The sequence below is a fragment of the Enterobacter sp. DVT3837 genome, from assembly GCF_056238685.1.
Genome location: NZ_JBWDLA010000001.1, coordinates 2,744,048 through 2,769,236 on the forward strand (window position 1 = coordinate 2,744,048; position 25,189 = coordinate 2,769,236).

21 protein-coding genes and 1 pseudogene are annotated in these 25,189 nt (G+C 56.0%); 11 read left to right on the plus strand and 11 right to left on the minus strand.

Annotated elements, in window-relative coordinates:
- Nucleotides 1–2 precede the first annotated feature (2 nt).
- Genes AC0XWG_RS13625 through iolB form a run of 5 tightly spaced genes read left to right on the plus strand, consistent with a single transcriptional unit; the run spans nucleotide 3 to nucleotide 5,826 of the window.
- Nucleotides 3–1,031 carry an ABC transporter permease gene (locus tag AC0XWG_RS13625; RefSeq protein WP_049005552.1) on the plus strand — a complete coding sequence of 343 codons (1,029 nt, stop codon included), beginning with the start codon at nucleotides 3–5 and terminating at the stop codon, nucleotides 1,029–1,031.
- An 8-nt stretch (nucleotides 1,032–1,039) separates the two neighbouring features.
- Nucleotides 1,040–2,173 carry a Gfo/Idh/MocA family protein gene (locus AC0XWG_RS13630; RefSeq protein ID WP_475680707.1) on the plus strand — a complete coding sequence of 378 codons (1,134 nt, stop codon included), beginning with the start codon at nucleotides 1,040–1,042 and terminating at the stop codon, nucleotides 2,171–2,173.
- Nucleotides 2,174–2,185: 12 nt separating this feature from the next.
- A complete protein-coding gene (locus AC0XWG_RS13635; protein WP_475680708.1) occupies nucleotides 2,186–4,090 on the plus strand; it encodes a bifunctional 5-dehydro-2-deoxygluconokinase/5-dehydro-2-deoxyphosphogluconate aldolase in 1,905 nt (634 codons plus the stop codon).
- Between the two features lie 11 nt (nucleotides 4,091–4,101).
- A complete protein-coding gene (iolE, locus tag AC0XWG_RS13640; RefSeq protein ID WP_475680709.1) occupies nucleotides 4,102–4,992 on the plus strand; it encodes a myo-inosose-2 dehydratase in 891 nt (296 codons plus the stop codon).
- Nucleotides 4,993–5,001: 9 nt separating this feature from the next.
- Nucleotides 5,002–5,826 (plus strand): 5-deoxy-glucuronate isomerase, encoded by an 825-nt coding sequence (iolB, locus tag AC0XWG_RS13645; RefSeq protein ID WP_475680710.1) that lies wholly within the window; start codon nucleotides 5,002–5,004, stop codon nucleotides 5,824–5,826.
- A gap of 89 nt (nucleotides 5,827–5,915) precedes the next feature.
- Here iolB and AC0XWG_RS13650 read toward each other — a convergent pair whose 3' ends face one another.
- From AC0XWG_RS13650 to AC0XWG_RS13660, 3 genes are all read right to left on the minus strand, one after another.
- Nucleotides 5,916–6,659 (minus strand): alpha/beta fold hydrolase, encoded by a 744-nt coding sequence (locus tag AC0XWG_RS13650; RefSeq protein ID WP_475680711.1) that lies wholly within the window; start codon nucleotides 6,657–6,659, stop codon nucleotides 5,916–5,918.
- Between the two features lie 11 nt (nucleotides 6,660–6,670).
- On the minus strand, nucleotides 6,671–6,922 hold the full coding sequence (locus AC0XWG_RS13655) for a DUF6130 family protein (RefSeq protein WP_108090882.1): 252 nt from the start codon (nucleotides 6,920–6,922) through the stop codon (nucleotides 6,671–6,673).
- 208 nt (nucleotides 6,923–7,130) lie between these two features.
- Nucleotides 7,131–7,319, minus strand: coding sequence for a YfgG family protein (locus AC0XWG_RS13660; RefSeq protein WP_028016118.1), 189 nt, complete (start codon nucleotides 7,317–7,319; stop codon nucleotides 7,131–7,133).
- Between the two features lie 353 nt (nucleotides 7,320–7,672).
- Between AC0XWG_RS13660 and AC0XWG_RS13665 the strand changes: the two are divergent.
- Nucleotides 7,673–9,914, plus strand: a pseudogene (locus tag AC0XWG_RS13665) (EAL domain-containing protein).
- Nucleotides 9,915–9,918: 4 nt separating this feature from the next.
- Here AC0XWG_RS13665 and ppx read toward each other — a convergent pair.
- From ppx to purM, 4 genes are all read right to left on the minus strand, one after another.
- Nucleotides 9,919–11,457: an exopolyphosphatase gene (gene ppx / locus AC0XWG_RS13670; RefSeq protein WP_475680712.1), complete on the minus strand. Its 1,539-nt coding sequence runs from the start codon at nucleotides 11,455–11,457 to the stop codon at nucleotides 9,919–9,921.
- A 3-nt stretch (nucleotides 11,458–11,460) separates the two neighbouring features.
- Nucleotides 11,461–13,521: a polyphosphate kinase 1 gene (gene ppk1, locus AC0XWG_RS13675; RefSeq protein ID WP_028016121.1), complete on the minus strand. Its 2,061-nt coding sequence runs from the start codon at nucleotides 13,519–13,521 to the stop codon at nucleotides 11,461–11,463.
- Nucleotides 13,522–13,725: 204 nt separating this feature from the next.
- Nucleotides 13,726–14,367 carry a phosphoribosylglycinamide formyltransferase gene (gene purN / locus AC0XWG_RS13680; protein WP_049007804.1) on the minus strand — a complete coding sequence of 214 codons (642 nt, stop codon included), beginning with the start codon at nucleotides 14,365–14,367 and terminating at the stop codon, nucleotides 13,726–13,728.
- A complete protein-coding gene (purM, locus tag AC0XWG_RS13685; protein WP_028016123.1) occupies nucleotides 14,364–15,401 on the minus strand; it encodes a phosphoribosylformylglycinamidine cyclo-ligase in 1,038 nt (345 codons plus the stop codon). Before purM ends, purN begins: the two co-directional genes overlap by 4 nt.
- Nucleotides 15,402–15,667: 266 nt before the next feature.
- On the opposite strand from purM, the gene AC0XWG_RS13690 reads away from it, so the two are divergent.
- From AC0XWG_RS13690 to AC0XWG_RS13705, 4 genes are all read left to right on the plus strand, one after another.
- Complete coding sequence (locus tag AC0XWG_RS13690) at nucleotides 15,668–17,098, plus strand: 6-phospho-beta-glucosidase (protein WP_475680713.1); 1,431 nt, start codon at nucleotides 15,668–15,670, stop codon at nucleotides 17,096–17,098.
- 217 nt (nucleotides 17,099–17,315) lie between these two features.
- Complete coding sequence (gene upp, locus AC0XWG_RS13695) at nucleotides 17,316–17,942, plus strand: uracil phosphoribosyltransferase (RefSeq protein WP_008501641.1); 627 nt, start codon at nucleotides 17,316–17,318, stop codon at nucleotides 17,940–17,942.
- Nucleotides 17,943–18,025: 83 nt separating this feature from the next.
- On the plus strand, nucleotides 18,026–19,315 hold the full coding sequence (gene uraA / locus AC0XWG_RS13700; protein ID WP_049007806.1) for a uracil permease: 1,290 nt from the start codon (nucleotides 18,026–18,028) through the stop codon (nucleotides 19,313–19,315).
- 95 nt (nucleotides 19,316–19,410) lie between these two features.
- On the plus strand, nucleotides 19,411–20,112 hold the full coding sequence (locus AC0XWG_RS13705; protein WP_218064865.1) for a DnaA inactivator Hda: 702 nt from the start codon (nucleotides 19,411–19,413) through the stop codon (nucleotides 20,110–20,112).
- 42 nt (nucleotides 20,113–20,154) lie between these two features.
- On the opposite strand, the gene AC0XWG_RS13710 is transcribed toward AC0XWG_RS13705, so the two are convergent.
- Genes AC0XWG_RS13710 through celB form a run of 3 tightly spaced genes read right to left on the minus strand, consistent with a single transcriptional unit; the run spans nucleotide 20,155 to nucleotide 23,858 of the window.
- Complete coding sequence (locus AC0XWG_RS13710; RefSeq protein WP_128348024.1) at nucleotides 20,155–21,579, minus strand: leucyl aminopeptidase family protein; 1,425 nt, start codon at nucleotides 21,577–21,579, stop codon at nucleotides 20,155–20,157.
- Nucleotides 21,579–22,535 carry a glycosylasparaginase gene (locus AC0XWG_RS13715; RefSeq protein WP_475680714.1) on the minus strand — a complete coding sequence of 319 codons (957 nt, stop codon included), beginning with the start codon at nucleotides 22,533–22,535 and terminating at the stop codon, nucleotides 21,579–21,581. The genes AC0XWG_RS13710 and AC0XWG_RS13715 overlap by 1 nt, the downstream gene beginning before the upstream one ends.
- 3 nt (nucleotides 22,536–22,538) lie before the next feature.
- Nucleotides 22,539–23,858 (minus strand): PTS cellobiose transporter subunit IIC, encoded by a 1,320-nt coding sequence (gene celB / locus AC0XWG_RS13720; protein ID WP_128348023.1) that lies wholly within the window; start codon nucleotides 23,856–23,858, stop codon nucleotides 22,539–22,541.
- 147 nt (nucleotides 23,859–24,005) lie between these two features.
- On the opposite strand from celB, the gene AC0XWG_RS13725 reads away from it, so the two are divergent.
- The gene (locus tag AC0XWG_RS13725; protein ID WP_128348022.1) at nucleotides 24,006–24,830 is read left to right on the plus strand and encodes an XRE family transcriptional regulator; all 825 of its coding nucleotides are present in this window, start codon (nucleotides 24,006–24,008) and stop codon (nucleotides 24,828–24,830) included.
- On the opposite strand, the gene arsC is transcribed toward AC0XWG_RS13725, so the two are convergent.
- Nucleotides 24,827–25,183 (minus strand): arsenate reductase (glutaredoxin), encoded by a 357-nt coding sequence (gene arsC / locus AC0XWG_RS13730; protein ID WP_108090874.1) that lies wholly within the window; start codon nucleotides 25,181–25,183, stop codon nucleotides 24,827–24,829. The two genes, AC0XWG_RS13725 and arsC, sit on opposite strands and share 4 nt — an antisense overlap.
- Between the last annotated feature and the right edge of the window lie 6 nt (nucleotides 25,184–25,189).

A 25,189-nucleotide genomic window follows, 5' to 3' on the forward strand; every position in this document is an offset into this window, starting at 1 on the left:
TCATGACGCAGATGATTTCTAAAACGCAGGCCCCGGTCAAACGCGCCGGACGCATCGATCCCATTGCCTTCTTCGAGCGCTTCGGGGTGCTGATTTTCATGATCCTGCTGCTGATCTTCTTCCAGTCGCAGAACAGCAACTTTTTCTCTGAACGCAATATTTTCAACATCCTGACCGAAGTCTCCATCTACGGGATCATGGCCGTGGGGATGACCTTTGTCATCCTGACTGCCGGGATTGACCTCTCCGTGGGCTCCATTCTGGCGGTGTGCGCCATGACCGCGGCCTACGTAATCAAGGGCGATAACTTCACCACCGTTGACCCGAACGCCTGGGGCGGCATGAGCTGGCTGATTGGGCTGGGGATCTGTCTGGCCATGGGCACGGCGATTGGTTTCCTGCACGGTCTGGGCGTCACCCGCCTGCGCCTGCCGCCGTTCATCGTCACCCTCGGCGGGATGACCATCTGGCGCGGTCTGACGCTGGTGATTAATGACGGCGCACCGATAGCCGGTTTCGATCAGGGCTATCGCTGGTGGGGGCGCGGGGAGTTGCTCGGCATCTCCATTCCGATCTGGATCTTCGCCATCGTCGCCATCGGCGGTTATCTGGCGCTGCATAAAACCCGCTGGGGGCGCTTTGTCTACGCCATTGGTGGCAACCCGGAGGCGGCACGTCTGGCTGGGGTGAACGTGAAGCGCGTGCTGGTCAGCGTCTATGTGCTGATTGGCTGTCTGGCTGGGCTGGCGGGCTTCATCCTGAGCGCCCGTCTGGGGAGCGCAGAGGCGGTGGCCGGGATCTCCTTTGAGCTGCGCGTTATTGCTTCAGTAGTCATTGGCGGCACGTCGTTGATGGGCGGCTACGGACGCATCGGTGGCACGATTATCGGCTCCATCATCATGGGCATTCTGATTAACGGCCTGGTACTGATGAACGTCTCGGCCTACTACCAGCAAATTATCACCGGATTAATTATCGTTCTGGCGGTGGCATTCGACACTTATGCCAAGAGCCGTCGCGGCGCACTGTGAGGATCACGATGAAAGAGGTTCGTATTGGATTGATTGGCACCGGGTATATCGGCAAGGCGCATGCCATTGCCTTTGCCCAGGCCCCGACGGTGTTCAACCTGCGCGGCAAACTGGTGCGTGAGATGGTGGCGGAGGTGAACCCGACGCTGGCGGCAGAGCGCGCGCAGGCGTTTGGCTTCAATCGCTCAACCGGTGACTGGCGGGCGCTGGTGGCCGACCCGGCCATTGATGTGGTGGATATTTGCTCCCCCAACCATCTGCATAAAGAGATGGCGCTGGAGGCGATCCGTCACGGCAAGCATGTTTACTCGGAGAAGCCGCTGGCGCTGAATGCCCACGACGCGCGCGAGATGGTCGACGCCGCGAAGCGGGCAGGGGTGAAAACGCTGGTGGGGTTCAACTACATGAAAAACCCGACGGCGCAGCTGGCGAAAGAGATTATTGCGCGCGGCGAAATTGGAGAGGTGATCCACTTCTACGGCACCCACAACGAGGACTACATGGCCGACCCGCTTTCCCCCATTCACTGGCACTGTTTTAAAGAAACCGCCGGACTGGGCGCGCTGGGTGACCTGGCGGCGCATATCGTCAATATGGCCCAGTACCTGGTGGGGGAGATTGAGCAGGTCTGTGGTGATCTGAAAATCGTAGTGCCGGCGCGTCCGGCGAAGGCCGGATCGTCGGAAATGGTCGCCGTGGAAAATGAAGATCAGGCCCACGCGATGGTGCGCTTCGCGGGCGGGGCGCAGGGCGTCATTGAAACTTCTCGCGTCGCCTGCGGCCGCAAGATGGGGCTGTCGTATGTGATCACCGGGACGAAAGGCGCCATCAGTTTCACTCAGGAGCGGATGGCGGAGCTGAAGCTCTATCTGCATGACGATCCGGTGAACCGTCAGGGGTTCCGCACGCTGCTGGTCGGCCCGGCACACCCGGACTACGGCGCGTTTTGCATGGGCGCAGGCCACGGTATTGGCTTTAACGATCAAAAAACGGTGGAAGTGCGTGACCTGGTAGACGGCATCGCCGCCGACGCACCGATGTGGCCGGACTTCGAAGAGGGCTGGAAGGTATCGCGCGTGCTGGACGCCATCGCACTCTCACACCAGCAGGGCCGCTGGCTGAACGTAAATGACATTGTCTGAAGAGGGTTCAACGTGGAAAAGCAGTTTGATGTGATATGCATGGGCCGCGTGGCGGTAGACCTCTACAGCCAGCAGATTGGTGCCCGTCTGGAGGATGTGTCGAGCTTCGCCAAATATCTCGGCGGCTCGTCCGGCAACGTGGCGTACGGCACCGCGCGTCAGGGCCTACGCTCGTCAATGCTGGCGCGCGTCGGCGATGAGCATATGGGACGCTTCCTGCGGGAAGAGTTAAACCAGGTGGGTTGCGATACCAGCCATCTGATCACCGATAAAGACCGCCTCACGGCGCTGGTGCTGCTCGGCATTAAAGACCGGGACACCTTTCCTCTGATTTTTTATCGCGATAACTGCGCGGATATGGCGATTACCGCCAGCGATGTGGACGAAAGCTACATTGCCTCCGCACGGTGTCTTGCCATCACCGGGACTCACCTTTCTCACCCGCAGACCCGCGAGGCGGTGCTGACGGCGCTGAATTACGCCCGCCGTCACGGCGTGCGCACGGTGCTGGACATCGACTACCGTCCGGTGCTGTGGGGGCTAACCTCCTTAGGCGACGGCGAAACGCGTTTTATCGCCGCCGATCAGGTCACCCACGAACTGCAGGAAGTGCTGCACCTCTTCGACGTCATTGTCGGCACCGAAGAGGAGTTTCATATTGCCGGGGGCAGCACCGATACGTTGCAGGCGCTGGCGCAGGTGCGCCACGTCAGCAAGGCGACACTGGTGTGCAAGCGCGGCGCGCTGGGATGCTCGGTGTATACCGATGCCATTCCCCCTCGGCTGGACGACGGCCTGACGGTGACCGGCGTGCGCGTGGAGGTGCTGAACGTCCTCGGCGCGGGGGATGCGTTTATGTCCGGCCTGCTGCGCGGTTATCTGAACGACGAGGGCTGGGAGCAGGCGTGCCGCTACGCCAACGCCTGTGGGGCGCTGGTGGTCTCGCGGCACGGCTGTGCGCCGGCGATGCCGAGCAAAATCGAGCTGGATGATTACCTCTCCCGCGCCGCGCTCGTTCCACGCCCGGATCTCGACCCGCGTCTAAACCATCTGCACCGGGTGACCACCCGTCGTCGCGAATGGCCGGAGCTGTGCGTGATGGCGTTCGATCACCGCAGCCAGCTTGAGGATATGGCGCTGCAGTGCGGCGCGTCGCTCAAACGTATTCCGGCCCTGAAGCAGCTGATCCTGCAGGCCAGCCGCGAGGCGGCAAGCTCTGCCGGACTGGAGGGGAAAGCCGGTCTGCTGTGCGATGGCACGTTTGGTCAGGATGCGCTGAACGCCATCACCGGGGAAGGGTGGTGGATTGGTCGTCCCATTGAACTGCCGGGCTCGCGTCCGCTGGAGATGGAGCACGGCAACATTGGTACCCAGCTTATCAGCTGGCCGCAGGAGCACGTGGTGAAGTGCCTGGTCTTTTTCCATCCGGAAGACGCCCACGGCCTGCGTCTGGAGCAGGAGCAGAAAATCGCTGAGGTGTACCACGCCTGCTGTCAGTCCGGGCATGAGCTGCTGCTGGAGGTGATATTGCCCGCCAGCATGCCGCGCAGCGACGAGCTCTACCTGCGCGCCATCTCCCGTTTCTACAACCTCGGTATTTACCCCGACTGGTGGAAACTACCGCCGCTCTCCGCCGACGGCTGGACGGCGCTGAGCGAGATTATCGCGCGCCGGGACCCGCACTGTCGCGGCGTGGTTATCCTCGGTCTGGACGCTCCGGCAGAACAGCTGCGTGCCGACTTCAAAGCCGCTGCGGGGCAGGCGCTGGTGAAAGGCTTCGCCGTGGGGCGCACGCTGTTTGGCGATGCCTCCCGCGCATGGCTGAAACACGATATTGACGATGCGCAGCTGGTGGCGCGCATCCGGGACAACTACCTGCAGCTTATCGCCTGGTGGCGCGAGCGCGGACACGCATAATGGAGACGACAATGAGTGTACAACTGGGCATCAACCCGCTGACGTGGACGAACGACGATCTGCCTTCACTGGGCGCAGAGACATCTCTGGAAACCTGCCTGAGCGAAGGGAAAGAGGCCGGATTCGCGGGGTTCGAACTGGGCAATAAATTCCCACGTGAAGCGCGCCTGCTCGGCCCCATCCTGCAGCGTCACGACCTGCAGCTGGTCTCCGGCTGGTATTCCGGCCGCCTGCTGGAGCGCAGCGTCGAGGACGAGATTGCCGCCGTGCAGTCGCACCTGACGCTGCTGCGCGAGCTGGGGGCGAAGGTGCTGGTCTTTGCAGAAGTGAGTGGATGCATTCACGGTGAGCAGCAGACCCCGGTGCATCTGCGCCCGCGTTTCCCGCAGGAGCGCTGGAAAGAGTATGGCGAGAAGCTCACCGAATTTGCCCGCTATACGCAGCAGCAGGGAGTGCAGATTGCCTACCATCATCATATGGGCACGGTGATTGAGTCCGCTGAAGACGTGGACAACCTGATGATCCACACTGGCGATGCGGTGGGGTTACTGTTGGATACCGGCCACCTGACCTTTGCCGGGGCCGATCCGCTGGCGGTGGCGCAGCGTTGGGCATCGCGCATCAATCATGTTCACTGCAAAGACGTGCGTGCCGACGTGCTGGCGGACGTCAAAAACCGCAAAACCAGCTTCCTCGATGCGGTGCTGAGCGGCGTGTTTACCGTGCCGGGCGACGGCTGCGTGAACTACCCGCCGATCATGCAACTGTTGAAAGAGCAGGATTATCACGGCTGGCTGGTGGTGGAGGCCGAGCAGGACCCGGCGATTGCCCATCCGCTGACCTACGCCCGCCTGGGGTATAACAACCTGAGCCGCCTGGCGCGCGACGCCGGGCTCATCTGAGGAGGTGCCATGTCACGTCTGTTATCGCGCTGGCAACAGCCGAACGTTGAGGGGCGGACTCAGTCCGTCACGCCGGAAAGCGCCGGTTGGGGATATGTTGGCTTTGAGGCCTATGAACTTCAGGAAGGGCAGCAGTTGACGCTGCCCGCCGTCAGTGAAGAGCGCTGTCTGGTATTGGTGGCCGGGCGCGCTTCCATCAGCACGCCTTCTGCACAGTTTACTGACATCGGCGAGCGGATGAGCCCGTTCGAGCGCATCAAGCCATGGGCGGTGTACGTCACCTCACAGGAGACGGTGCAGGTGAAGGCGCTAACGAAAGTCGAGCTGGCGGTCTGCGCCGCGCCCGGCAAAGGGACGTACCCGACGCGGCTGATAGCCCCGCAGGATATCGACGGCGAAGCGCGTGGTAAGGGCCACAACCAGCGCTACGTGCATAACATCCTGCCGGAAAACAAACCCGCCGACAGCCTGCTGGTGGTGGAGGTCTGGACCAACGAAGGCTGTACCAGCTCGTACCCGAGCCATAAGCACGACACGGATAACCCGCCGCAGGAGACCTATCTGGAGGAGACCTATTACCATCGTCTCAACCCGGAACAGGGGTTCTGCATGCAGCGTGTTTACACCGACGACAGAACGCTGGATGAGTGTATGGCGGTCTACAACCGGGATGTGGTCATGGTGCCGAAGGGCTATCACCCGGTGGCGACAATGGCCGGGTATGACAGCTACTACCTCAACGTGATGGCCGGGCCGGTGCGCAAATGGATGTTCACCTGGGAAGAGGACCACGCGTGGATTAATCGGGATTATCCCGCAGAGAGGGGGGACTGAGACGGCCTTTCTTGTCGGGTGGCGCTGCGCTTACCCGACCTACGAAATCGTAGGCCCGTGCAAGCGTAGCGCCGCCGGGCGAATTTTTCTCAGTGCATCCGCCTTGCCTGCTCAATCGTCCGGGCGATAGCCTCCGGCTGGCTCACCATCGACACGTGGCTTGCCGTCACCTCGACGGTTTTCGCATGGATCGTCTTCGCCATCGCGCGCTCAAGAGCGGGGTTGATCATTCGGTCATTCTTGCTGACCACAAACCAGCTCGGTTTCTCGTGCCACGCCGCGTGGGCAACCTTTTCACCAAACGCCTCGACCTTAATTGGCCCCTGCGTGGCTGCAATCGTATCTTGAATGGCTGGCTTCACGTCAGGCGCGAAGTCCTTCCTGACGGCTTCTGTCGGCAGGTATAAATAGCCGTCCGCCGTTTTAGCAATGCCCGCACTGCCCGGCGGGGCAGGATAGCTTCCTGCCAGATCCGCCGTCGACTGACCGGAATCCGGCGCGAACGCCGCCACGTACACCAGCGATTTAACCCGCGCATCGTTGCCTGCTTCGCTAATCACGGTGCCTCCCCAGGAGTGGCCCACCAGCACCACATTCCCGTGTGCACGGGCGATGGCTCGCTGCGTGGCCGCTACGTCATCTTTTAGCGATGTAAGCGGTAACTGGACGGCTATAACCTCGGTGTGTTGTTTTTGCAAAAGAGTAATCACCTTATTCCAGCTGCTGCCGTCGGCAAACGTGCCATGCACCAGCACCACGCTGGTTTTACTCTCCGCCAAAGCACTGGCCGAAATCGCCAGCAAACCCGCTGTCAGTAACGATAATGCTTTCATCTTCAGGCTCCTCAGAAATGGTGGACCGGCGCATGCGCTGGCACGGTGAATTCAAGAGTTTTATGGTCAAGAGGCTTATGCGTTGGGTCGGCCAGAATAATGGTCACCTTGTGTTTTCCAGCGGGCGGTTGTGGGTGTTCCAGCGGCGCAACGGCGGCGGGACCGTTAACGTCAGTGGCGCTGAGGTTGTCCAGAGGGGCGGCCTGGACATATGCGACGGATGCCAGGGCGAGTAGGGGGAAAAGTGTGTATCGACGAATCATCGGTGTCTCTCCTCATCGGTTCTGAATGACGACAGGGAAAGAAAACCATTTTTATGTATCAGAGATATTTGCCGGAGGCGGCGTTTTGTACCCGTTTGTCAGCGTGGCGCTGTGGATACAGTGCGATACAGTTTGCCGGGCTGCAGGATAAGATCCTTAGCAAAGGGATTGCAGGCATTATTCAAAGAGTGCAAAACCCTCCGGCGGCCTAGCGGTCAGCGGTGTCGACGGTCAGGCTGGATTGCTGTGACTGGGTTTTATCCTGATGGTGATACCAGGCGCCAATCGAAGAGTAAACGAAGCGGCCAAAGAAAAACAGGAAGCTGATTAACAGTATGATGCGGGTCATTCGGGTGTTAAATCGATGTCGTTTGCGCATACGCGTGGCCTGACTCACTGTGTTTTTCCTGGACATGCCCTTCTGGGCGATATGGATATTAAGGCACAGCGGGAAGAGGGGGTCAATTCTGCAATGTGTAAATAACTGTCAACAGTTACATTAATTAATGTTATTGAAAATAATTAATGCATTTACCATATTGATAATATGAAGGAAGTTTTTGCAAAAAAGTCGGTCAAAAAGATTATTTGCATAAAGTAGTTTGATTTAAGTCAACGGATTCCCTGTCCTGATATTTAAAATCCTCCCTCCACACTGTTCGCCCTAAACATTGCCGGGCGGCGCGCACGTCAGGTCGGATGCCTGTCTTTATTTTCCCTCTGGAGAGAAAGGGGTTTAACCGGGCATCTATGAACATTATTGCTTTCCTGAAAAACAATGAAGACCGCTGGTGGGCATTGCCGCTTATTTTACCTGTGGTTTTACTTCCCCTGCTGAGCGTCGCGAATACGTTCACGCAACTGGGCGAAGGTATTGTCGCGCTCTATTATTTACCCCTCTCATTTTTGCTCTCGCTGATGATGTTCTTTGGCCTGGAAGCGCTTCCCGGGATCGCGTTGTCGCTGTTTATCCGCTATTACCCGTCGGGTGGGATGTTTGAAACCGTCGCCACTATGCTCCATTTTATCGTCCCGATAGTGCTCAGTTGGGGGGGGGTACCGGGTGTTTGCTCCCGGACGCAATATGACGGCGTACGGGGACACACGGCTGATGGCGCAGCGCATTTTCTGGCAGGTTTTCTGCCCCGCGACGCTATTTCTGGTGCTGTTTCAGTTTGCGGTTTATCTGGGTGTGTACGAGAGTCGCCAGAGCCTTGCGGGATTATCCCCCCTGAATATTCGTACGCTCATTAATTATCAGACACTGCTGGTCAGCGGGCTGACGGGGGTACCTCTGAGCTATCTGCTGATCCGCCTGATTCGCCATCCACGTTACATCAAAAGCCTCATCTCACAGATCCGTATGCAGATAGAGAAAAAGGTGACGGTCACTGAGTTTTTGATTTGGGTGTTTGCCCTCGGCGGACTGCTTTCGCTGCTGTTGCTCCCCATGAATGAAAACAGCTCAATTTTTTCTACCAACTACACCCTGTCGTTATTGATGCCGGTGATGCTCTGGGCCGCGATGCGCTTTGGCTATAAGCTGGTGTCGCTGATCTGGACGCCAGTCTTGCTGGTGTCCATTCACTATTTTTACCGCTATATCCCGTTGCATCAGGGTTATGACATTCAACTGGCGATCACCTCTTCCAGCTATCTGGTCTTCTCGTTCGTGGTGATTTACATGTCGATGCTGGCGACTCACCAGCGAACCGTGAATCAACGCTCCCGCAGACTGGCGCTACTCGACCCTGTCGTACATATGCCTAATCTGCGCTCGTTATTACACGATCTGGCTAAAAACCCGTGGTCGGCGCTTTGTTTACTGCGTATTCCTGAGCTTGAAATTTTGGGGCGAAATTACGGCGTGTTGCTGCGCATTTTGTACAAACAGCAGCTGGCGCAATGGATTAATGACACACTCCAGCCTAATGAGAAGGTCTACCACCTGACCGGGTGCGATCTGGCGATTCGACTCAACGCGGAATCCCACCAGCAGCGGATTGAAACCCTGGATGAGCATATCAAACAGTTCCGCTTTGTCTGGGATGGCATGCCGCTGCAGCCTCAGGTGGGTGTGAGCTACTGTTATGTGCGGTCACCAGTGAACCATCTCTATCTGGTCCTGGGTGAGCTGGGTATGGTTGCGGACTTGTCGCTCTCCTCCAACCATCCCGAAAATCTTCAGCAGCGTGGTGCTGTCCATTTGCAGCGTAGCCTGAAGGATAAAGTCGCAATGATGAGCCGTTTGCAAAGGGCTCTCGATAACAACGCATTTACGCTGTTCGTTCAGCCTGTTTGCGGCCAGCGTGGCGATCGCTACCACGAAGTCTTGCTGCGGATGCAGGATGCAAATGGGGTATTAATCTCCCCCGACCAATTCCTGCCTGTTGCACAGGAGTTTGGGCTGTCGTCGCGGGTGGATTTATGGGTACTGGACCACACGTTACGCTTTCTGGCAACACATCGCGAAAGGCTGCCCGGCCAGCGGTTTGCCATTAATCTGGCCCCTTCAACCGTTTGCAGAGTGCAGTTCCCGCTTGAGGTAAGTCGTTTGCTGACGAAATACGCCATCGAACCGTGGCAACTGATCTTTGAGGTGACGGAGTGCAGCACGTTCGGCAGTGCTGAGCAGGCACAGCAGATCCTCGGTCAGTTGCAGAAGATGGGGGTACGCATTGCCATTGATGATTTTGGTACCGGCTATGCGAGCTATGCCCGGCTGAAAAGCGTGGACGCTGATATTCTCAAAATCGACGGCAGTTTTGTGCAGAACATCGTTAACAACAGTCTGGATTATCAGATAGTGGCGTCAATCTGCCATCTGGCGCGAATGAAGAAAATGCTGGTGGTGGCAGAATATGTCGAAACTGAAGAGATACGTAGCGCGGTTCACGCGCTAGGTATTGATTATGTGCAGGGATACCTGATTGGCAGACCGGTTGCACTGGAATCACTGCTGGAGGCAGAGGCGTCCTGTGCGGACGCCTGAGCCGTTACGCGGCGACGTCGGCACTCTCTTCTTCGATTTTGAGTAGCCAGCCGGTGACCGCTTCCCAGTACTGCTGCTCTTTTTCCAGATCCAGAAGAACCAGCGCGTTCTGGCTAAACCAGTCGTGCGGGAAGCTCAGCGTCCAGTGGTGGTCGTCGGTTTTCAGCTTCAGCGTGGGCGGCGTGGTGGTGGCCTGACGCTGATTATTGAGCAGCACGCCAAGGCGCAGCAGCTGAATGAGCGGCAGGAACTGCTTTTTCTTGAACAGCGTGAAGCGAGGCAGATCGTCGAGCTTGATGGCTTTGCGGTGATAACGCACCAGCGTGGCCATCATGGTCTGCTGCTCCTGGTTGAAGCCAGGCAAATCGCTGTTTTGCAGAATATACGCCGAGTGGCGATGCATCCCGCTGTGGTTAATGTTCAGTCCCACTTCATGCAGCATTGCTGCCCATTTCAGCAGGGCGGCAAGCTGCGGATGCGCCAGCTTAGGATTTTGCTCCTGCCATTGGTCGTACATCTGAACGGTCGTATCCAGCACGCGCTTTGCCTGCTCACGATCGATGTTGTACTGGTTTGCCAGACTTTGTGCAGTGCGGCTGCGAATATCCTGATGGCGGAAACGGCCTTCCATCTCATACAGCACACCTTCACGCAGGGCGCCGTCAGAAAGACGCAGCTCCTTGATGGCCAGCGCATCAAACACACCGCAGAGGATAGCCAGACCCGGCACAAACACCGCTTTACGCTCATCGGAAAGACCCGGCAGGCTCAAGGCGTCAAAACTTTTATGCTTTAGCACTTCTTCAGTCAGCAATATCAGGCGTTCAGGCGTGATAAACCCGTCTTTCTCGCCCATCGCCAGCAGCACTTCATGGGCCGCTTTGATGGTACCCGATGCGCCCAGCGCCACATTCCAGCCCTGAATACGGTACTGCCAGGCGAGGTTTTCCAGTTTCTGGATGGCGGCCATACGCGCCCGCTGGAAGTTTTCACGGGTGATGGTGCCACCCGGGAAATACATCTGCGCGAAGCTGACGCAGCCCATACGACGACTTTCCACCAGACGCGGCTCAAAGTCTTCGCCGATCACCAGCTCAGTTGAACCGCCGCCAATGTCGATCACCAGCTTGCGCCCTTTTTCCGGTTGGGTGTGCTCAACCCCCATGAAAATCAGACGCGCTTCCTCGTTACCAGAGATGATCTCAATCGGGTAGGGGATCACTTTTTCAGCCCGCTTGAGAAATTCAGGCGCGTTCAGCGCCTGGCGCAGGGTGTGGGTGCCCACGATGCAGACGCTGGAAGGCGAGAAGCCCTGCAGACGTTCGGCAAACAGCGACAGGCAGTTCAGGCCGCGCTCAATTGCCTCTTCGCTAAGCATGCTGCGTTCATCAAGACCGTCCGCCAGGTGTACACGCTGCTTCAGACGACCGATGATCTGCAGCGCGCCATCCACCTCACGGGCGATGACCATGTGGAAACTGTTAGAGCCAAGATCGACCGCGGCGAATTCCTGCGGGCGTGGGGTCTTATCATTTATCGGCATAGGTTAATCGGGTTGCTCGAGTGATTTGATATAGTCGTAAATCGCCAGTTGCGACCGCACTTTACGGCGGTTGCCGCGCGGTACATAGCGGTTACTGAGTTCTTTGTCGATATAGCGTGCTTTCACCGTATCGCTGAACAGAATCTCGATGATGTCGAGGATCTGCTGCTTCAGTCGCGGATCCAGCAGCGGTGCTGCGACTTCAATTCGATAGTCAATATTGCGTGTCATCCAGTCTGCAGAAGAGAGGTAAACCTGTTTGTCACCCGCATTATCGAAAATATAGACGCGATCGTGTTCCAGGTAACGGTCAACAATGCTGATGACGCGAATATTGTCGCTGATGCCTTCCAGTTCAGGGATCAGCGAGCACATGCCGCGGATCAGCAGGTTAACCGGCACGCCGGAACTGGACGCCGCGTACAGGCGGTCAACCAGCCCTTTGTCGACCAGATTGTTGAGCTTCAGCGTGATGCCGGATGACAACCCTTTCTGCGCATTAGCGATCTCTTTATCGATCATATCGTACAGCAGACGGCGCGAGTTCTGCGGTGACACCAGCAGATAATCGAAATTCACCGGGCGGTACGGGTTTTCAATAAAGTTAAATACCCGGCGTACCTCGTTAGTGATGCGGGCATCAGCGGTCAACAGCGAGTAGTCCGTATAAATTCGTGCGGTTTTCTCGTTGAAGTTCCCGGTACCGATGTGGGCATAACGCACCACCTCGTCGCCCTCTTTACGGGAGATCAGGAACAGCTTGGCGTGAATTTTCAGCCCCGGCGCGGAGAAGATGACGTGCACACCGGCTTCCGTCAGACGGCGCGCCCAGTGAATGTTCGCCTCTTCGTCGAAGCGCGCCTGCAGCTCAACCACCACCGTGACTTTCTTGGCGTTATGCGCCGCATGGATCATCGCGTCGATGATGCGGGAATCTTTTGCCACGCGGTAGATGTTGATTTTGATTGCCAGCACGCTCGGGTCGAAGGAGGCCTGACGCAGCAGTTCCAGCACGTGTTCAAACGTGTGATACGGATAGTAGAGCAGGACGTCACGTTCGCGAATCGCGTCGAATCCGTTGCGGAATTTGTCGAACCACAGATGGCGCAGGCGCGGCAGCGGCTTGTTCACCAGATTGGCTTTGCCGACGTTCGGGAAACCAATAAAGTCTTTGAAGTTGTGGTAGCGACCGCCCGGTACAATGGAGTCATAGCGCGAGATGGTCAGCTTCTCGCGCAGCATCTCCACCATGGCGTCCGGCATATCGCGCTGATAAACGAAGCGCACCGGCTCGGCCGTCAGGCGCTGTTTCAGGCTGGACGACATCAGCTCCATCAGGCTGGCTTCCATCTCGTGCACCAGGTCATATTCGGCGTCACGGGTCATCTTCATGGAATAGGCGTTTAACGCATCGTAATCGAAGAAGCCTTTGAAGATGTCGTCCAGACAGTAGCGCAGGATGTTATCCAGCAGGATCATCGGTTTGCGTCTGCGCGGGGTTTCCGGCGGCAGGTTCACAAAGCGCGGCACCTTGTCGGACGGGATCTCAAGCAGCGCGTAGCGGATCGAATCACCGCGGATAATTTCCACCGCCAGGTAGGTGTAGTCATCTTTCAGGAACTGCACCAGGTCGGTTTCGCGGTTGATCAGAATCGGGGTGATGTGCTGACGCAGATACTGTTTGAAGTAATGGCGCAGCCAGTTTTGTTGGTTAACGGAAAGCTGTCGTTCGTTAATCAGGAAGATTTGATTGCGTGCCATTTCCAGCAGCAGTTCGTTATACAGGCCGTCAAATTCCTGATCGGCTTTCAACACGCGGGACTGGATTTTGCCCAACAGATGCCGCGAGTGAGAGTTTAAGCCCTGTTCTTCGCTGATGATGATTCGCCGTTTTAGCTCGGCAAAACGAACCTTGTAGAACTCATCCAGGTTGTTGGAATAAATGCCCAAAAAACGCATGCGCTCGATCAGCGGGTTACTTTTGTCAGCCGCTTCCTGGAGTACACGTTCGTTGAATGCTAACCAGCTTAGCTCTTTCTCGATATATAACTTTTCCTGACCCATTACAGCTCACACTCCAGTTCAATCACAGGACGTGGTAAATCCGTCTCGTCCTTATTATGGCGAGCATTTCCACGATATGTCCAACAGTGCCAGAAAAGTATGACAGTTATTTTTTTTGTTGGGGATTTTAGAGGGTTGGAGAAGGGAATATCGGGTAATGCAATTTGCAGGTCGGGTAAGCGTAGCGCCACCCGACATAACACACTACTCTTCGGCCGCATAACCCTGCGGGGGTAACTTCACGCCGTCGAGCCAGGCAGCGCCATCGCGCATCTCCAGACGCCCGTCGACAAACCAGCTTACCACCAGCGGATAAATGGCATGTTCCTGGACCTGTACGCGTTCGGTCACGTCTTCTTCGTTATCGCCGTCAAAGACCGGCACTTTCGCCTGCAGGATCACCGGGCCACCATCCAGTTCGTCGGTAACGAAATGCACGGAGGTACCATGCTCTTCATCGCCGTTTTCCAGAACCTGACGATGGGTGTGCAAGCCAGGATACTTCGGCAGCAAAGAAGGGTGGATATTCAGCAGGCGTCCAGCATAGTGCTCAACAAAAGCCGGGCTCAGGATACGCATATAGCCCGCCAGCACCACGACATCAGGCGCGTAGGCATCAATTTCCTGAACCAGCTCGCGGTCAAAGGCTTCACGCCCTGCGAACTGGCTGGCTTCCAGCGCGTGCGCGGGAATACTCGCTTCCCGGGCACGCTCAAGGCCGAACGCGTCGGCCTTGTTGCTGAATACTGCCCGAATGGTGCCATTGATCTTCTTCTGTTTGCAGGCGTCAATTATTGCCTGCAAATTGCTTCCGTTACCGGAAATGAGCACCACGATGTTTTTCATTCAATGACCACACGTTGTTCGGAATCGGAAGCTTTAATAGTACCGATTTTCCACGCGTTTTCACCTTTCTCTGTCAGCAGTTTAACCGCTTTATCCGCTTCGCTCGCGGGCAGGGCTATCACCATACCTACACCGCAGTTAAAGGTGCGGTACATTTCGTGAGAACTGACGTTGCCTGCGGTTTGCAGCCAGTTAAACACGGACGGCCACTGCCAGGAGGATTCGTCGATCACGGCCTGGGTGTTGTCCGGCAGAACGCGCGGAATGTTTTCCCAGAAGCCGCCGCCGGTCAGGTGGGCAATCGCATGAACGTCGACGTTCTCGATCAGTTCCAGCACGTTTTTCACGTAAATGCGGGTTGGAGCCAGCAGGTGATCGGCAAGCGGTTTGCCATCCAGTTCAGTGGTCTGTGGGTCGCAACCGCTGACTTCGATGATTTTACGTACCAGAGAGTAGCCGTTAGAGTGCGGGCCGCTGGATGCCAGTGCGATCAGGACATCACCATCAGCCACTTTGCTGCCGTCGATAATTTCTGATTTTTCTACCACGCCGACGCAGAAACCAGCGACGTCATAATCTTCGCCGTGATACATGCCTGGCATTTCTGCGGTTTCACCGCCGACCAGCGCGCAGCCTGACTGCAGACACCCTTCGGCAATACCGTTAATCACGCTGGCTGCGGTATCCACGTCCAGTTTACCGGTCGCGTAATAATCGAGGAAGAACAGCGGTTCAGCACCCTGAACGACCAGGTCATTCACACACATCGCGACCAGATCGATACCGATCGTGTCATGACGTTTTAAATCCATCGCCAGGCGCAGTTTTGTACCTACACCATCAGTACCCGAGACCAGAACAGGTTCACGATATTTTTGCGGCAGCGCGCACAGTGCGCCGAATCCACCCAGACCACCCATCACTTCCGGGCGGCGGGTTTTTTTCACCACACCTTTGATTCGGTCAACCAGCGCATTACCTGCGTCAATATCAACACCGGCATCTTTGTAGCTGAGAGAAGTTTTGTTGGTCACGGCTCAAGTCCCCACGCGATTGCATAGCTAGTAAGAAAAATCGGCGCAATTCTAACAGTCCAGGCAAACGTTTGCGAGCCTATTCTCGGTGAGACGATTTTTTTTTCTGTGCGGCCTGCCAATGTGTCCAAACTTGAGTCTGTTCACGAAAATGAAACCGGTTTCGGTTTTCTCCTTGCAACAGGAATCACCTTTGCACATCATTCAGATGAAACCGGTTTCTGTAATTGTTTTTGCAGAAAATAACGCAGAATGAGGGAAAGAGAATGTCAGGATTTAAAGAAGGTTTTCTGTGGGGTGGTGCGGTTGCGGCGCATCAGCTGGAAGGGGGCTGGAAAGAGGGTGGAAAAGGCGTTAGCGTTGCCGATGTCATGACCGCGGGCGCGCATGGCGTGCCGCGTGAAATCACCAACGGCGTGTTGCAGGGGAAAAATTACCCTAACCATGAAGCCATCGACTTCTACCATCGTTATAAAGAAGACATCAAACTCTTTGCCGAGATGGGGTTCAAATGCTTCCGCACTTCGATAGCCTGGACGCGGATCTTCCCGAAAGGGGATGAGCTGGAACCTAACGAGGCTGGCCTGAAATTCTATGACGATCTGTTCGACGAGTGCCTGAAGCACGGCATCGAGCCGGTCATCACGCTCTCTCACTTCGAGATGCCTTTCCATCTGGTCACCGAATACGGCGGCTGGCGTAACCGTAAACTGATCGATTTCTTTGTCCGTTTCTCAAAAGTGGTTTTCCAGCGTTATCAGCACAAAGTGAAGTACTGGATGACCTTTAACGAGATCAACAACCAGGCGAACTTCCACGAAGACTTTGCGCCGTTTACCAACTCCGGGTTGAAGTATGAGCTGGGCGAAGACCGTGAGCCGGTGATGTTCCAGGCCGCGCACTATGAGCTTGTAGCCAGTGCACTGGCGGTAAAAGCGGGGCGTGAGATTAACCCGTCGCTGCAAATCGGCTGCATGATTGCCATGTGCCCGATTTATCCTCTGACCTGTGCCCCGGACGATATGATGATGGCGATGAACGCCATGCACCGTCGCTACTGGTTCACTGACGTTCACGTACGCGGCAAGTATCCGCAGCACCTGCTCAACTACTTTGAGCGTCGTGGCTTTGCGTTGGATATTACCGAAGAAGATAAAGCCGCACTTAAGCAGGGATGTGTGGACTACATCGGATTCAGCTATTACATGTCCTTCGCCACCAAAGCGACGGCTGACAACCCGCAGCTGGATTACGACGAGAGCAAGAGCCTGGTCTCCAACCCATATGTGCAGAAATCCGACTGGGGCTGGCAGATTGACCCGGTTGGGCTGCGTTACTCCCTGAACTGGTTCTGGGATCACTACCAGTTGCCGCTGTTCATCGTTGAGAACGGTTTTGGTGCTATTGACGTGCAGGAGAGCGACGGTACGGTGAACGACCAGTACCGCATTGACTACCTTGCCGCACACATCCGTGAAATGAAAAAAGCGGTGGTTGAAGATGGCGTTGACCTGATGGGGTATACCCCGTGGGGCTGTATTGACCTGGTGTCTGCAGGCACCGGCGAAATGAAAAAACGCTACGGCTTTATCTTTGTCGACAAAGATAACGAAGGCAACGGCACGCTGAACCGCAGCAAGAAGAAGTCGTTCGACTGGTATAAGCAGGTGATTGCGAGCAAAGGCGATAACCTGTAATTGTCGGGTGGCGCTAACGCTTACCCGACCTACACTTTCCGTAGGCCCGCGTGAGCGTAGCGCCACCGGGCAGAACCTCGCACTCAAGCCGGAGATATACCTCCGGTTTTTTTATCTTTGCTTGATCGCTGTCAAGCAAGATGGGTATGGCCTAATCCGAAAAAAGCGGTATAATCCCGCGATTTTTTTGCGGATGCCACCTCAGAGGAGAAAGAGAATGAAGATTGTGGAAGTGAAACACCCACTCGTTAAACACAAGTTGGGCCTGATGCGTGAGCATGACATCAGCACGAAGCGTTTTCGCGAACTGGCTTCTGAAGTGGGCAGCCTGCTGACCTACGAAGCAACCTCCGATCTGGAAACAGAAAAAGTCACCATCGAAGGCTGGAACGGCCCGGTGCAGGTTGAACAGATCAAAGGTAAGAAAATTACCGTTGTGCCTATTCTGCGTGCCGGTCTTGGCATGATGGAAGGTGTGCTGGAGCACGTGCCAAGCGCGCGTATCAGCGTCGTCGGTATCTACCGTAATGAAGAGACGCTGGAGCCGGTTCCTTACTTCCAGAAGCTGGTGTCTAACATCGACGAGCGTATGGCGCTGGTGGTTGACCCAATGCTGGCAACCGGCGGTTCTATGATTGCCACCATTGACCTGCTGAAAAAAGCGGGCTGCAGCAGCATTAAAGTGCTGGTGCTGGTTGCGGCACCGGAAGGTATCGCGGCGCTGGAAAAAGCGCACCCGGACGTTGAACTGTATACCGCATCTATCGACCAGGGGCTGAATGAGCACGGGTACATCATCCCGGGGCTTGGCGATGCCGGCGATAAGATTTTTGGTACTAAGTAATCGAATAACGATAAATAAGCCGACTTTGATAGTCGGCTTTTTTTTGAATAAAACACCAACAATACTACTCAGAGGAAAACACTATGACGCGCCGTGCTATCGGGGTGAGTGAAAGACCGCCGCTTTTACAGACTATCCCGCTTAGTTTGCAGCACCTGTTCGCTATGTTTGGCGCAACCGTGCTGGTGCCAATCCTGTTTCACATTAACCCGGCTACCGTACTGCTGTTCAACGGTATCGGGACGCTGTTGTACCTCTTTATCTGTAAAGGCAAAATCCCGGCGTATCTGGGGTCGAGCTTCGCCTTTATTTCTCCGGTCCTGTTGCTGCTACCGCTTGGGTACGAAGTGGCGCTGGGCGGCTTTATCATGTGTGGCGTGCTGTTCTGCGTGGTGTCCTTCATTGTGAAGAAAGCCGGTACTGGCTGGCTGGATGTAATGTTCCCGCCTGCGGCGATGGGCGCAATCGTTGCCGTTATCGGTCTGGAACTGGCCGGTGTGGCGGCGAATATGGCTGGTTTACTGCCTGCTGACGGTCAGTCACCGGATTCCAAAACCATTATCATTTCTCTGGTGACGCTGGGCGTAACGGTGTTTGGCTCCGTGCTGTTCCGTGGTTTCATGGCGATTATCCCGATCCTGATCGGGGTGCTGGCGGGTTATGCGCTCTCCTTTATGATGGGTGTTGTCGATACCACGCCAATTGCCCAGGCGCACTGGTTTGCCCTGCCAACTTTCTATACACCACGCTTTGAATGGTTTGCTATCTTCACCATTCTGCCTGCGGCGTTGGTGGTGATTGCTGAGCACGTGGGTCACCTGGTGGTGACGGCGAATATCGTGAAACGCGATTTGATCCGCGACCCGGGTCTGCACCGTTCTATGTTTGCTAACGGCTTCTCTACCATTATCTCCGGTTTCTTCGGCTCTACGCCAAACACCACTTACGGTGAGAACATCGGGGTGATGGCCATTACCCGTGTCTACAGTACCTGGGTTATCGGCGGTGCGGCCATCATTGCTATCCTGCTGTCTTGTGTGGGCAAACTGGCGGCTGCGATCCAGATCATCCCGGTACCGGTGATGGGCGGTGTTTCTCTGCTGCTTTATGGGGTAATCGGAGCGTCTGGTATTCGTGTGCTGATTGAATCCAAAGTGGATTACAGCAAAGCGCAGAACCTGATCCTGACCTCCGTGATCCTGATCATCGGCGTGAGCGGTGCCAAGGTACACATCGGTGCGGCCGAGCTGAAAGGCATGGCGCTGGCGACCATCGTTGGCGTGGGCCTGAGCTTGATTTTCAAGCTGATTTCCGTGATCCGCCCGGAAGAGGTGGTGCTGGACGCCGACGAAAGCGAAAAAGCGTCACATTGATCGTAAAACCGGGCGGGCGATCCGCCCGGTTCTCTCCTTGCAGGTTCCGTGTTAAACTCCGTTCCGATTTTATGTAAGATCTGGTTGAGGTACTTCTGAACGGACCGGCACAGCTCTCTCTGCCACTTTATCTCCCTGACGACGAAACTTTCGCGAGTTTCTGGCCGGGTGATAACCCCTCTTTACTGGCTGCACTGCAAAACGTGCTGCGTCAGGAACACAGCGGATACATCTATATCTGGTCACGCGAAGGCGCGGGGCGCAGCCACCTGCTGCATGCCGCCTGTGCGGAGCTTTCTGCGCGTGGTGATGCGGTAGGTTATGTGCCGCTGGATAAACGTACCTGGTTTGTACCTGAAGTTATGGAGGGAATGGAACATCTCTCACTGGTCTGCATTGATAATATCGAATGCGTGGCGGGGGATGAGCCGTGGGAAATGGCGATTTTTAACCTCTACAACCGCATTCTGGAGTCGGGTAAAACCCGGCTGCTGATCACCGGCGATCGTCCGCCACGCCAGCTCAATCTGGGGCTGCCGGATCTGGCATCTCGTCTGGACTGGGGACAAATCTATAAGCTCCAGCCGCTGTCGGATGAAGACAAGCTCCAGGCGTTACAGCTGCGCGCAAAGCAGCGTGGGTTTGAGCTGCCGGAAGACGTGGGCCGTTTTCTGCTCAAGCGTCTGGATCGTGAAATGCGTACGCTGTTTGATACGCTCGATCAGCTCGATCGCGCCTCCATTACCGCCCAGCGCAAGCTGACGATTCCGTTTGTGAAAGATATTCTCAAGCTTTGAGTTTTTTGCCCGGTGGCGGCTGCGCCTTACCGGGCAAAACAATCAGACGCAATCCCTCAACAAATGCTCTACCAGCAGCGGAACTGGTCTCCCCGATGCCACGCTTCGCCCGCTCTCACGCCACAGCGCCGTACCGCTGATATCCAGATGCGCCCACGGAATGGTCGGCGGGCAAAAGTGATGTAGCAGCCATGCCGCGGAGGCGCTGATTGCCGCGTTATTGCCTGGTGTATTGCAGAGATCGGCGATGGCGCTGTCGGTCTGCTTTTTCAGCCGCGTGTCCAGCGGTAGCGACCAGACTTCATCGCCGCTCTGTTTACCCGCGCGGGTCAGTGCCTGACGCAGAGGCTCATCCTGCGTCATCAATCCGCTCAGTTCATACCCCAGCGCTTTTACCACCGCGCCAGTGAGTGTGGCCATATCAATAATATAGCGCGCCTGCGGATGCCGCTTGCTGGCCCAGGCAATCGCATCTGCCAGTACCAGCCGACCTTCGGCATCGGTGTTGTTGATTTCAACCGTAGTGCCGTTGCAGGCCCTCGCTACCGTGCCGGGCTGCATGGCATCGGGACCGATGGCATTTTCCGCCAGCGCCAGCACGCCCATAATGCGTACGGGCAGCGCCAGCTCTGCGACGGTCAGCATCAGCCCCAGCACGTTTGCCGCCCCGCACATGTCATACTTCATGGTATACATGCCCGCGCCTTCTTTCAGCCACAAGCCACCGGTATCAAACGTAATGCCTTTACCCACGTAGCAGCGCACCGGGCCATCAGTGACTCCGTCATAGTGGATGGCCAGCAGACGTGGCGGACAGGATGCCCCTTTGCCCACGGCGTTCAGCAGCCCCAGACCTTGTTCAATGATTTGTGTTTCATCGAGTACTTCACATCGCAGGGCGGGGAAGTCGGCACACCGTTTTTGTGCCTCTTCCACTACATACTCAGGCGTGCAGCGATCGGATGGCATATCCGCCAGACGCCGTGCCGCCACCATGCCATGGGCAATGGCCTGCTGCTGGTGGAAGATAGCCTCGAGTCTGTCCTGCTGCTCCGGCAAACAAAGAGCGGTTATATGCTGTAGACGTACCGCTGATTCGTTGGTTTTCTTTAGCTTTAAGTCGCTGAGCCTGTGTGCCTGATTAAAGAGAAAACGTAGTACTTGCGCCAGTACAACGTCGTTGATATCCGTGACGTCCAGTACCACATCAGGACTGGCGGGTGAGGCCAGGAGTGGGCGCAGTGCCGTGAGTAATTCTTCGGTCAGGCTATCGTGCCAGAGCGCATCCGGCAGCAGGGTGATTCGGGAAAAAGGCGCGCAGCCAAAGCGGGTGTCCGTGATGCAATCCGGGTCACGCATCTCGGCGATAAGCGCTGTCTTCGGCAGCAGGTTACAGGTGGTACGGGCGATTAAATGGCTCTGCGGCTTCGCATCAGAAAGCGTGGTAATAAGCTGATATGTAATCATCATTGTTCCTCAATCGGCGCGCGGATCCGCGCGGCGTAAGCCTGCATCCATTCCTCATCCACGGCCTGATAATGTGTCTTCTCATGCAGACGCTCGGTACGAAACACAGTAAGAGGCTGGCGAGCGGTAGCAACCACGAACGAGAACGTTTTGATGTTGGTCGCAGCGCCAAATTCGCCCTTGTTGTTCATGCAAACGACGGAAAGATCGCCCACACGACCGAAGCGCGACATAAGTCTGTCCTCCAGCTCAAAGACGACCGAGTCGGCAGCCTGCTGCGGCGACATTCTCTGCGCCATACGACGAACGATTTCATAGCTGGTACAGCCTTTCATCAGATCTTCACCGACGCCCGTGGCGGTGGCTGCACCGGTTTCACTGTCGCAGTAAAACCCGGAGCCAATTATTGGTGAATCACCAATCCGCCCCCGCTTTTTCATAAACAGCCCGCTGGTGGAGGTCGCGACGCTCATCGAACCCTGTTTATCGAGGCCGATAATGCCGACGGTATCGTGGCCATCATAGGGACTCAGGCCCTTGTCCAGCGTCTCCCGGCAGCGTTTGCGGTAATGCTGCATTGCCCGGTCGGTGAGCATGGTTTTGTTGGCAAAACCCTGGCTTAGCGCCCATTCCCGAGCACCCTGGCCAACCAGCAGGCTGTTATAGCGCTGGCGACTCAGCGCGTGGGCCACGCGTACCGGGTTAGCGATATCCACCAGGTTACCGACTGCGCCAAAGGCCAGCGTGTCGCCATCCATATAAGCAGCATCCAGCTCAACTTCACCGTTCTCCGTTGGCAGCCCGCCATAACCGACAGATTTATAAAGCGGAAAGTCTTCGACGGTCGCTACGGCATCAACCACCGCCGCAGCGACCGGTTTCCCCGCAGCCAGCGCCGACGCAGACTCTGTTACTCCTTCAAGCGCCATTCGCCAGGTTGCGATAATTCCCCACATGCTTTACTCCTGTTTTGCAAGGGTGGTGTCGGATTGCGTAACGGTGGCAATTTCCGCCGCGCGGTACTGTTTGTCCACGATACGCATGAAAGGTAGATACAGCATGGCGCCAATCAGTAGGTTGATAAGCTGCATGACGCTACCGCTGAGGTGTCCGGTGACGATAAAACCGCTGATGACGGGAGGCAGCGTCCAGGGGATAAACACCCCGGTAGTGACGGCAACCGCGCCAATTTTCATTGCTGCATACTGCACGGTGACCAGCACCAGTGGGACAAGATTGAAGGGAATGAGCATTATGGGATTCATGATCACCGGCAGGCCAAACAATATTGGCTCGTTGATGTTGAACACCGATGCTCCCGCGCCCAGTCGTGCGACTTCGCGCATATTTTTACTGCGGGCAAAAATGAGCATCGCAATCACCAGCGACAGCGTTGCCCCTGCGCCGCCCATCCAGATCATGTCAAAAAATTGCTCAGTGATGATGTGCGGCGGGGTTGTGCCGGCCTGGATAGCAGCGATGTTGTCGGTCTGGTTCTCCATCCACAGCGGGCGAATAATGCCGTTGATCATCGAGCCTGAGTTAATGCCCACTGACCACAGAATAGTGATGCTGAAGACGGTCATCAGCGCGCCAAAGTAAGAGGTGCCGTAGTGACGCACCGGTGTAGCAACGACTTCATAAATGAACTGGTGAATGGTGTTGTAGTGGGTATTTTCAAAGACGATGCGAATAATCAGCACCAGAATCATCACCAGCAGCGCCGGGATCAGCGCGGCGAACGACTCCTGCACCGCTGGCGGTACGCCATCTGGCATTTTGATGACCAGATTTTTGCGCTTCAGCCAGCAGAACAGCTCCGTCCACAGCAGCGAACCAATCATCGCCACAAACAGCCCTTTACTGCCAATCCACTCAATGGGTATCACGGTGATGCCGCCGTTTTCAGCCACTTTGATAAAGGGCGTCAGGATCAGGAAGGCGACCAGCGCCAGAATACCGCAGGAGATGCGATCTTCACCGTAGTGCTCGGCCAGGCGAAACGCCACCAGGAAGCTGATGAACAGCGACATGGTCGAGAACACCGCATTAAACGGGATCTCGATAATGGCACTCCAGCTTTCACCAAAGGCCTGAGACATAAACTGCTGGTAGGTTTGATTCGGGAACGACGAGATCACCAGCAGAATAGAGCCGACGATGATAAATGGCATGAATGAAACGTAGGCACCGCGAATCGCACCCAGATGACGCTGCTGAGCCGTTTTGGCCGCCAGCGGCATCAGTTTTGCTTCAAGAAATCCCAGAACATTGTTCATTGTGAACTCCGTACAAGATTGAGTGGTGTTGTTTATGTTATGTGTGTGGATTATCAGTGAAGCGTGGCGAACGAAAGGTGAAATCGGTCACAAAGCATTCGTTGATGTTATATAAGTCTTATGAGATTGGTTTCATGGAGCTTTGCGATGGAAATTAAACTGCACGCCAATGCCACGACGACACCACGTATTCGTCGCTACCTCCAGCAGTCTGATAAAAGCGATAGAGAGCTTGCAGTTGAGCTCGGGATCTCGGTGACCACCGTCAGGCGCTGGCGCAATCGCGAACAGGTTTCAGATAACCATACGACGCCAAAAGTGATACACAAAGCGATGAGACAAGAGCAGGTGGCTCTGGTCAATACGCTGCGTGACATACTGGGCGCACCGCTGGATGAGTTGCTGCTTCTGGTGAATGACGTTCTGGGGATCCCCGTTTCCAGAGCGACCCTGAACCGTTATCTGAAGCCCGCCTCGGCAACACAGAAGGGGGCACCGTTGCAGGGTAAAAAGGCGCTGAAAGCTGGCATCGTGCCGCATCAGCTGGAGTTACATCATCTGCCTTTGTCGCTGCATATGGACGATGGTGGGGAGCAACACCTGCTGTGGGCACGTGAGCCGGTGAGCGGCTGGTGTTTTGCCCGGCTTTACGCAGGCGTATCACCTCAGCTCCTGACCCGCTGGGTTCAGGCGTTACTTGAAGCGTGTCCGGCGCTTATACAATCTATTGAGACTTTTGGTTTTGACATAACGCTGCCGGGACAAGGTATCGCCGTAAAAGTGCATGCGCAAAAACACAGCGCTGTACAGGTCGCAGCACCTTTACAGGACATTATCCCGCGCGTGAAAAATGTACCTGCCGGAGAGTTGCTCATTCAGCTGTGCGAATTTTATAACCAGGGTAAAGCGCAGAAAAAGCTGGGAGACAGTACGCCGCAGGCGTTTTTGAACGCGCTGCGGCGGGGGGATTAGAGGATATCGAGTACGTCTTCCGGCGGGCGTCCAATGCGTGCGTGGCCGTTTGCCACGACTATCGGGCGCTCGATCAGCTTAGGATTTTCAACCATGGCCTGCACAAGCTCGGCCTCAGTGAGACGGGTGTCATCCAGATTGAGTGACTTATAGAGGTCTTCTTTCTGGCGCATCAGCTCTCTTGCACTTCCCATGCCCAGCATGTGCAACAGCTGGCGGATCGTCTGTGCGTCCGGTGGTGTCTCGAGATAGAGCACCACTTCCGGGTCAATACCGTTAGACTTCAGCAGGCTCAGGGTATCGCGGCTCTTGGAGCAGCGCGGATTGTGGTAAATTTTTACGGCGTCTGTCATGACGTG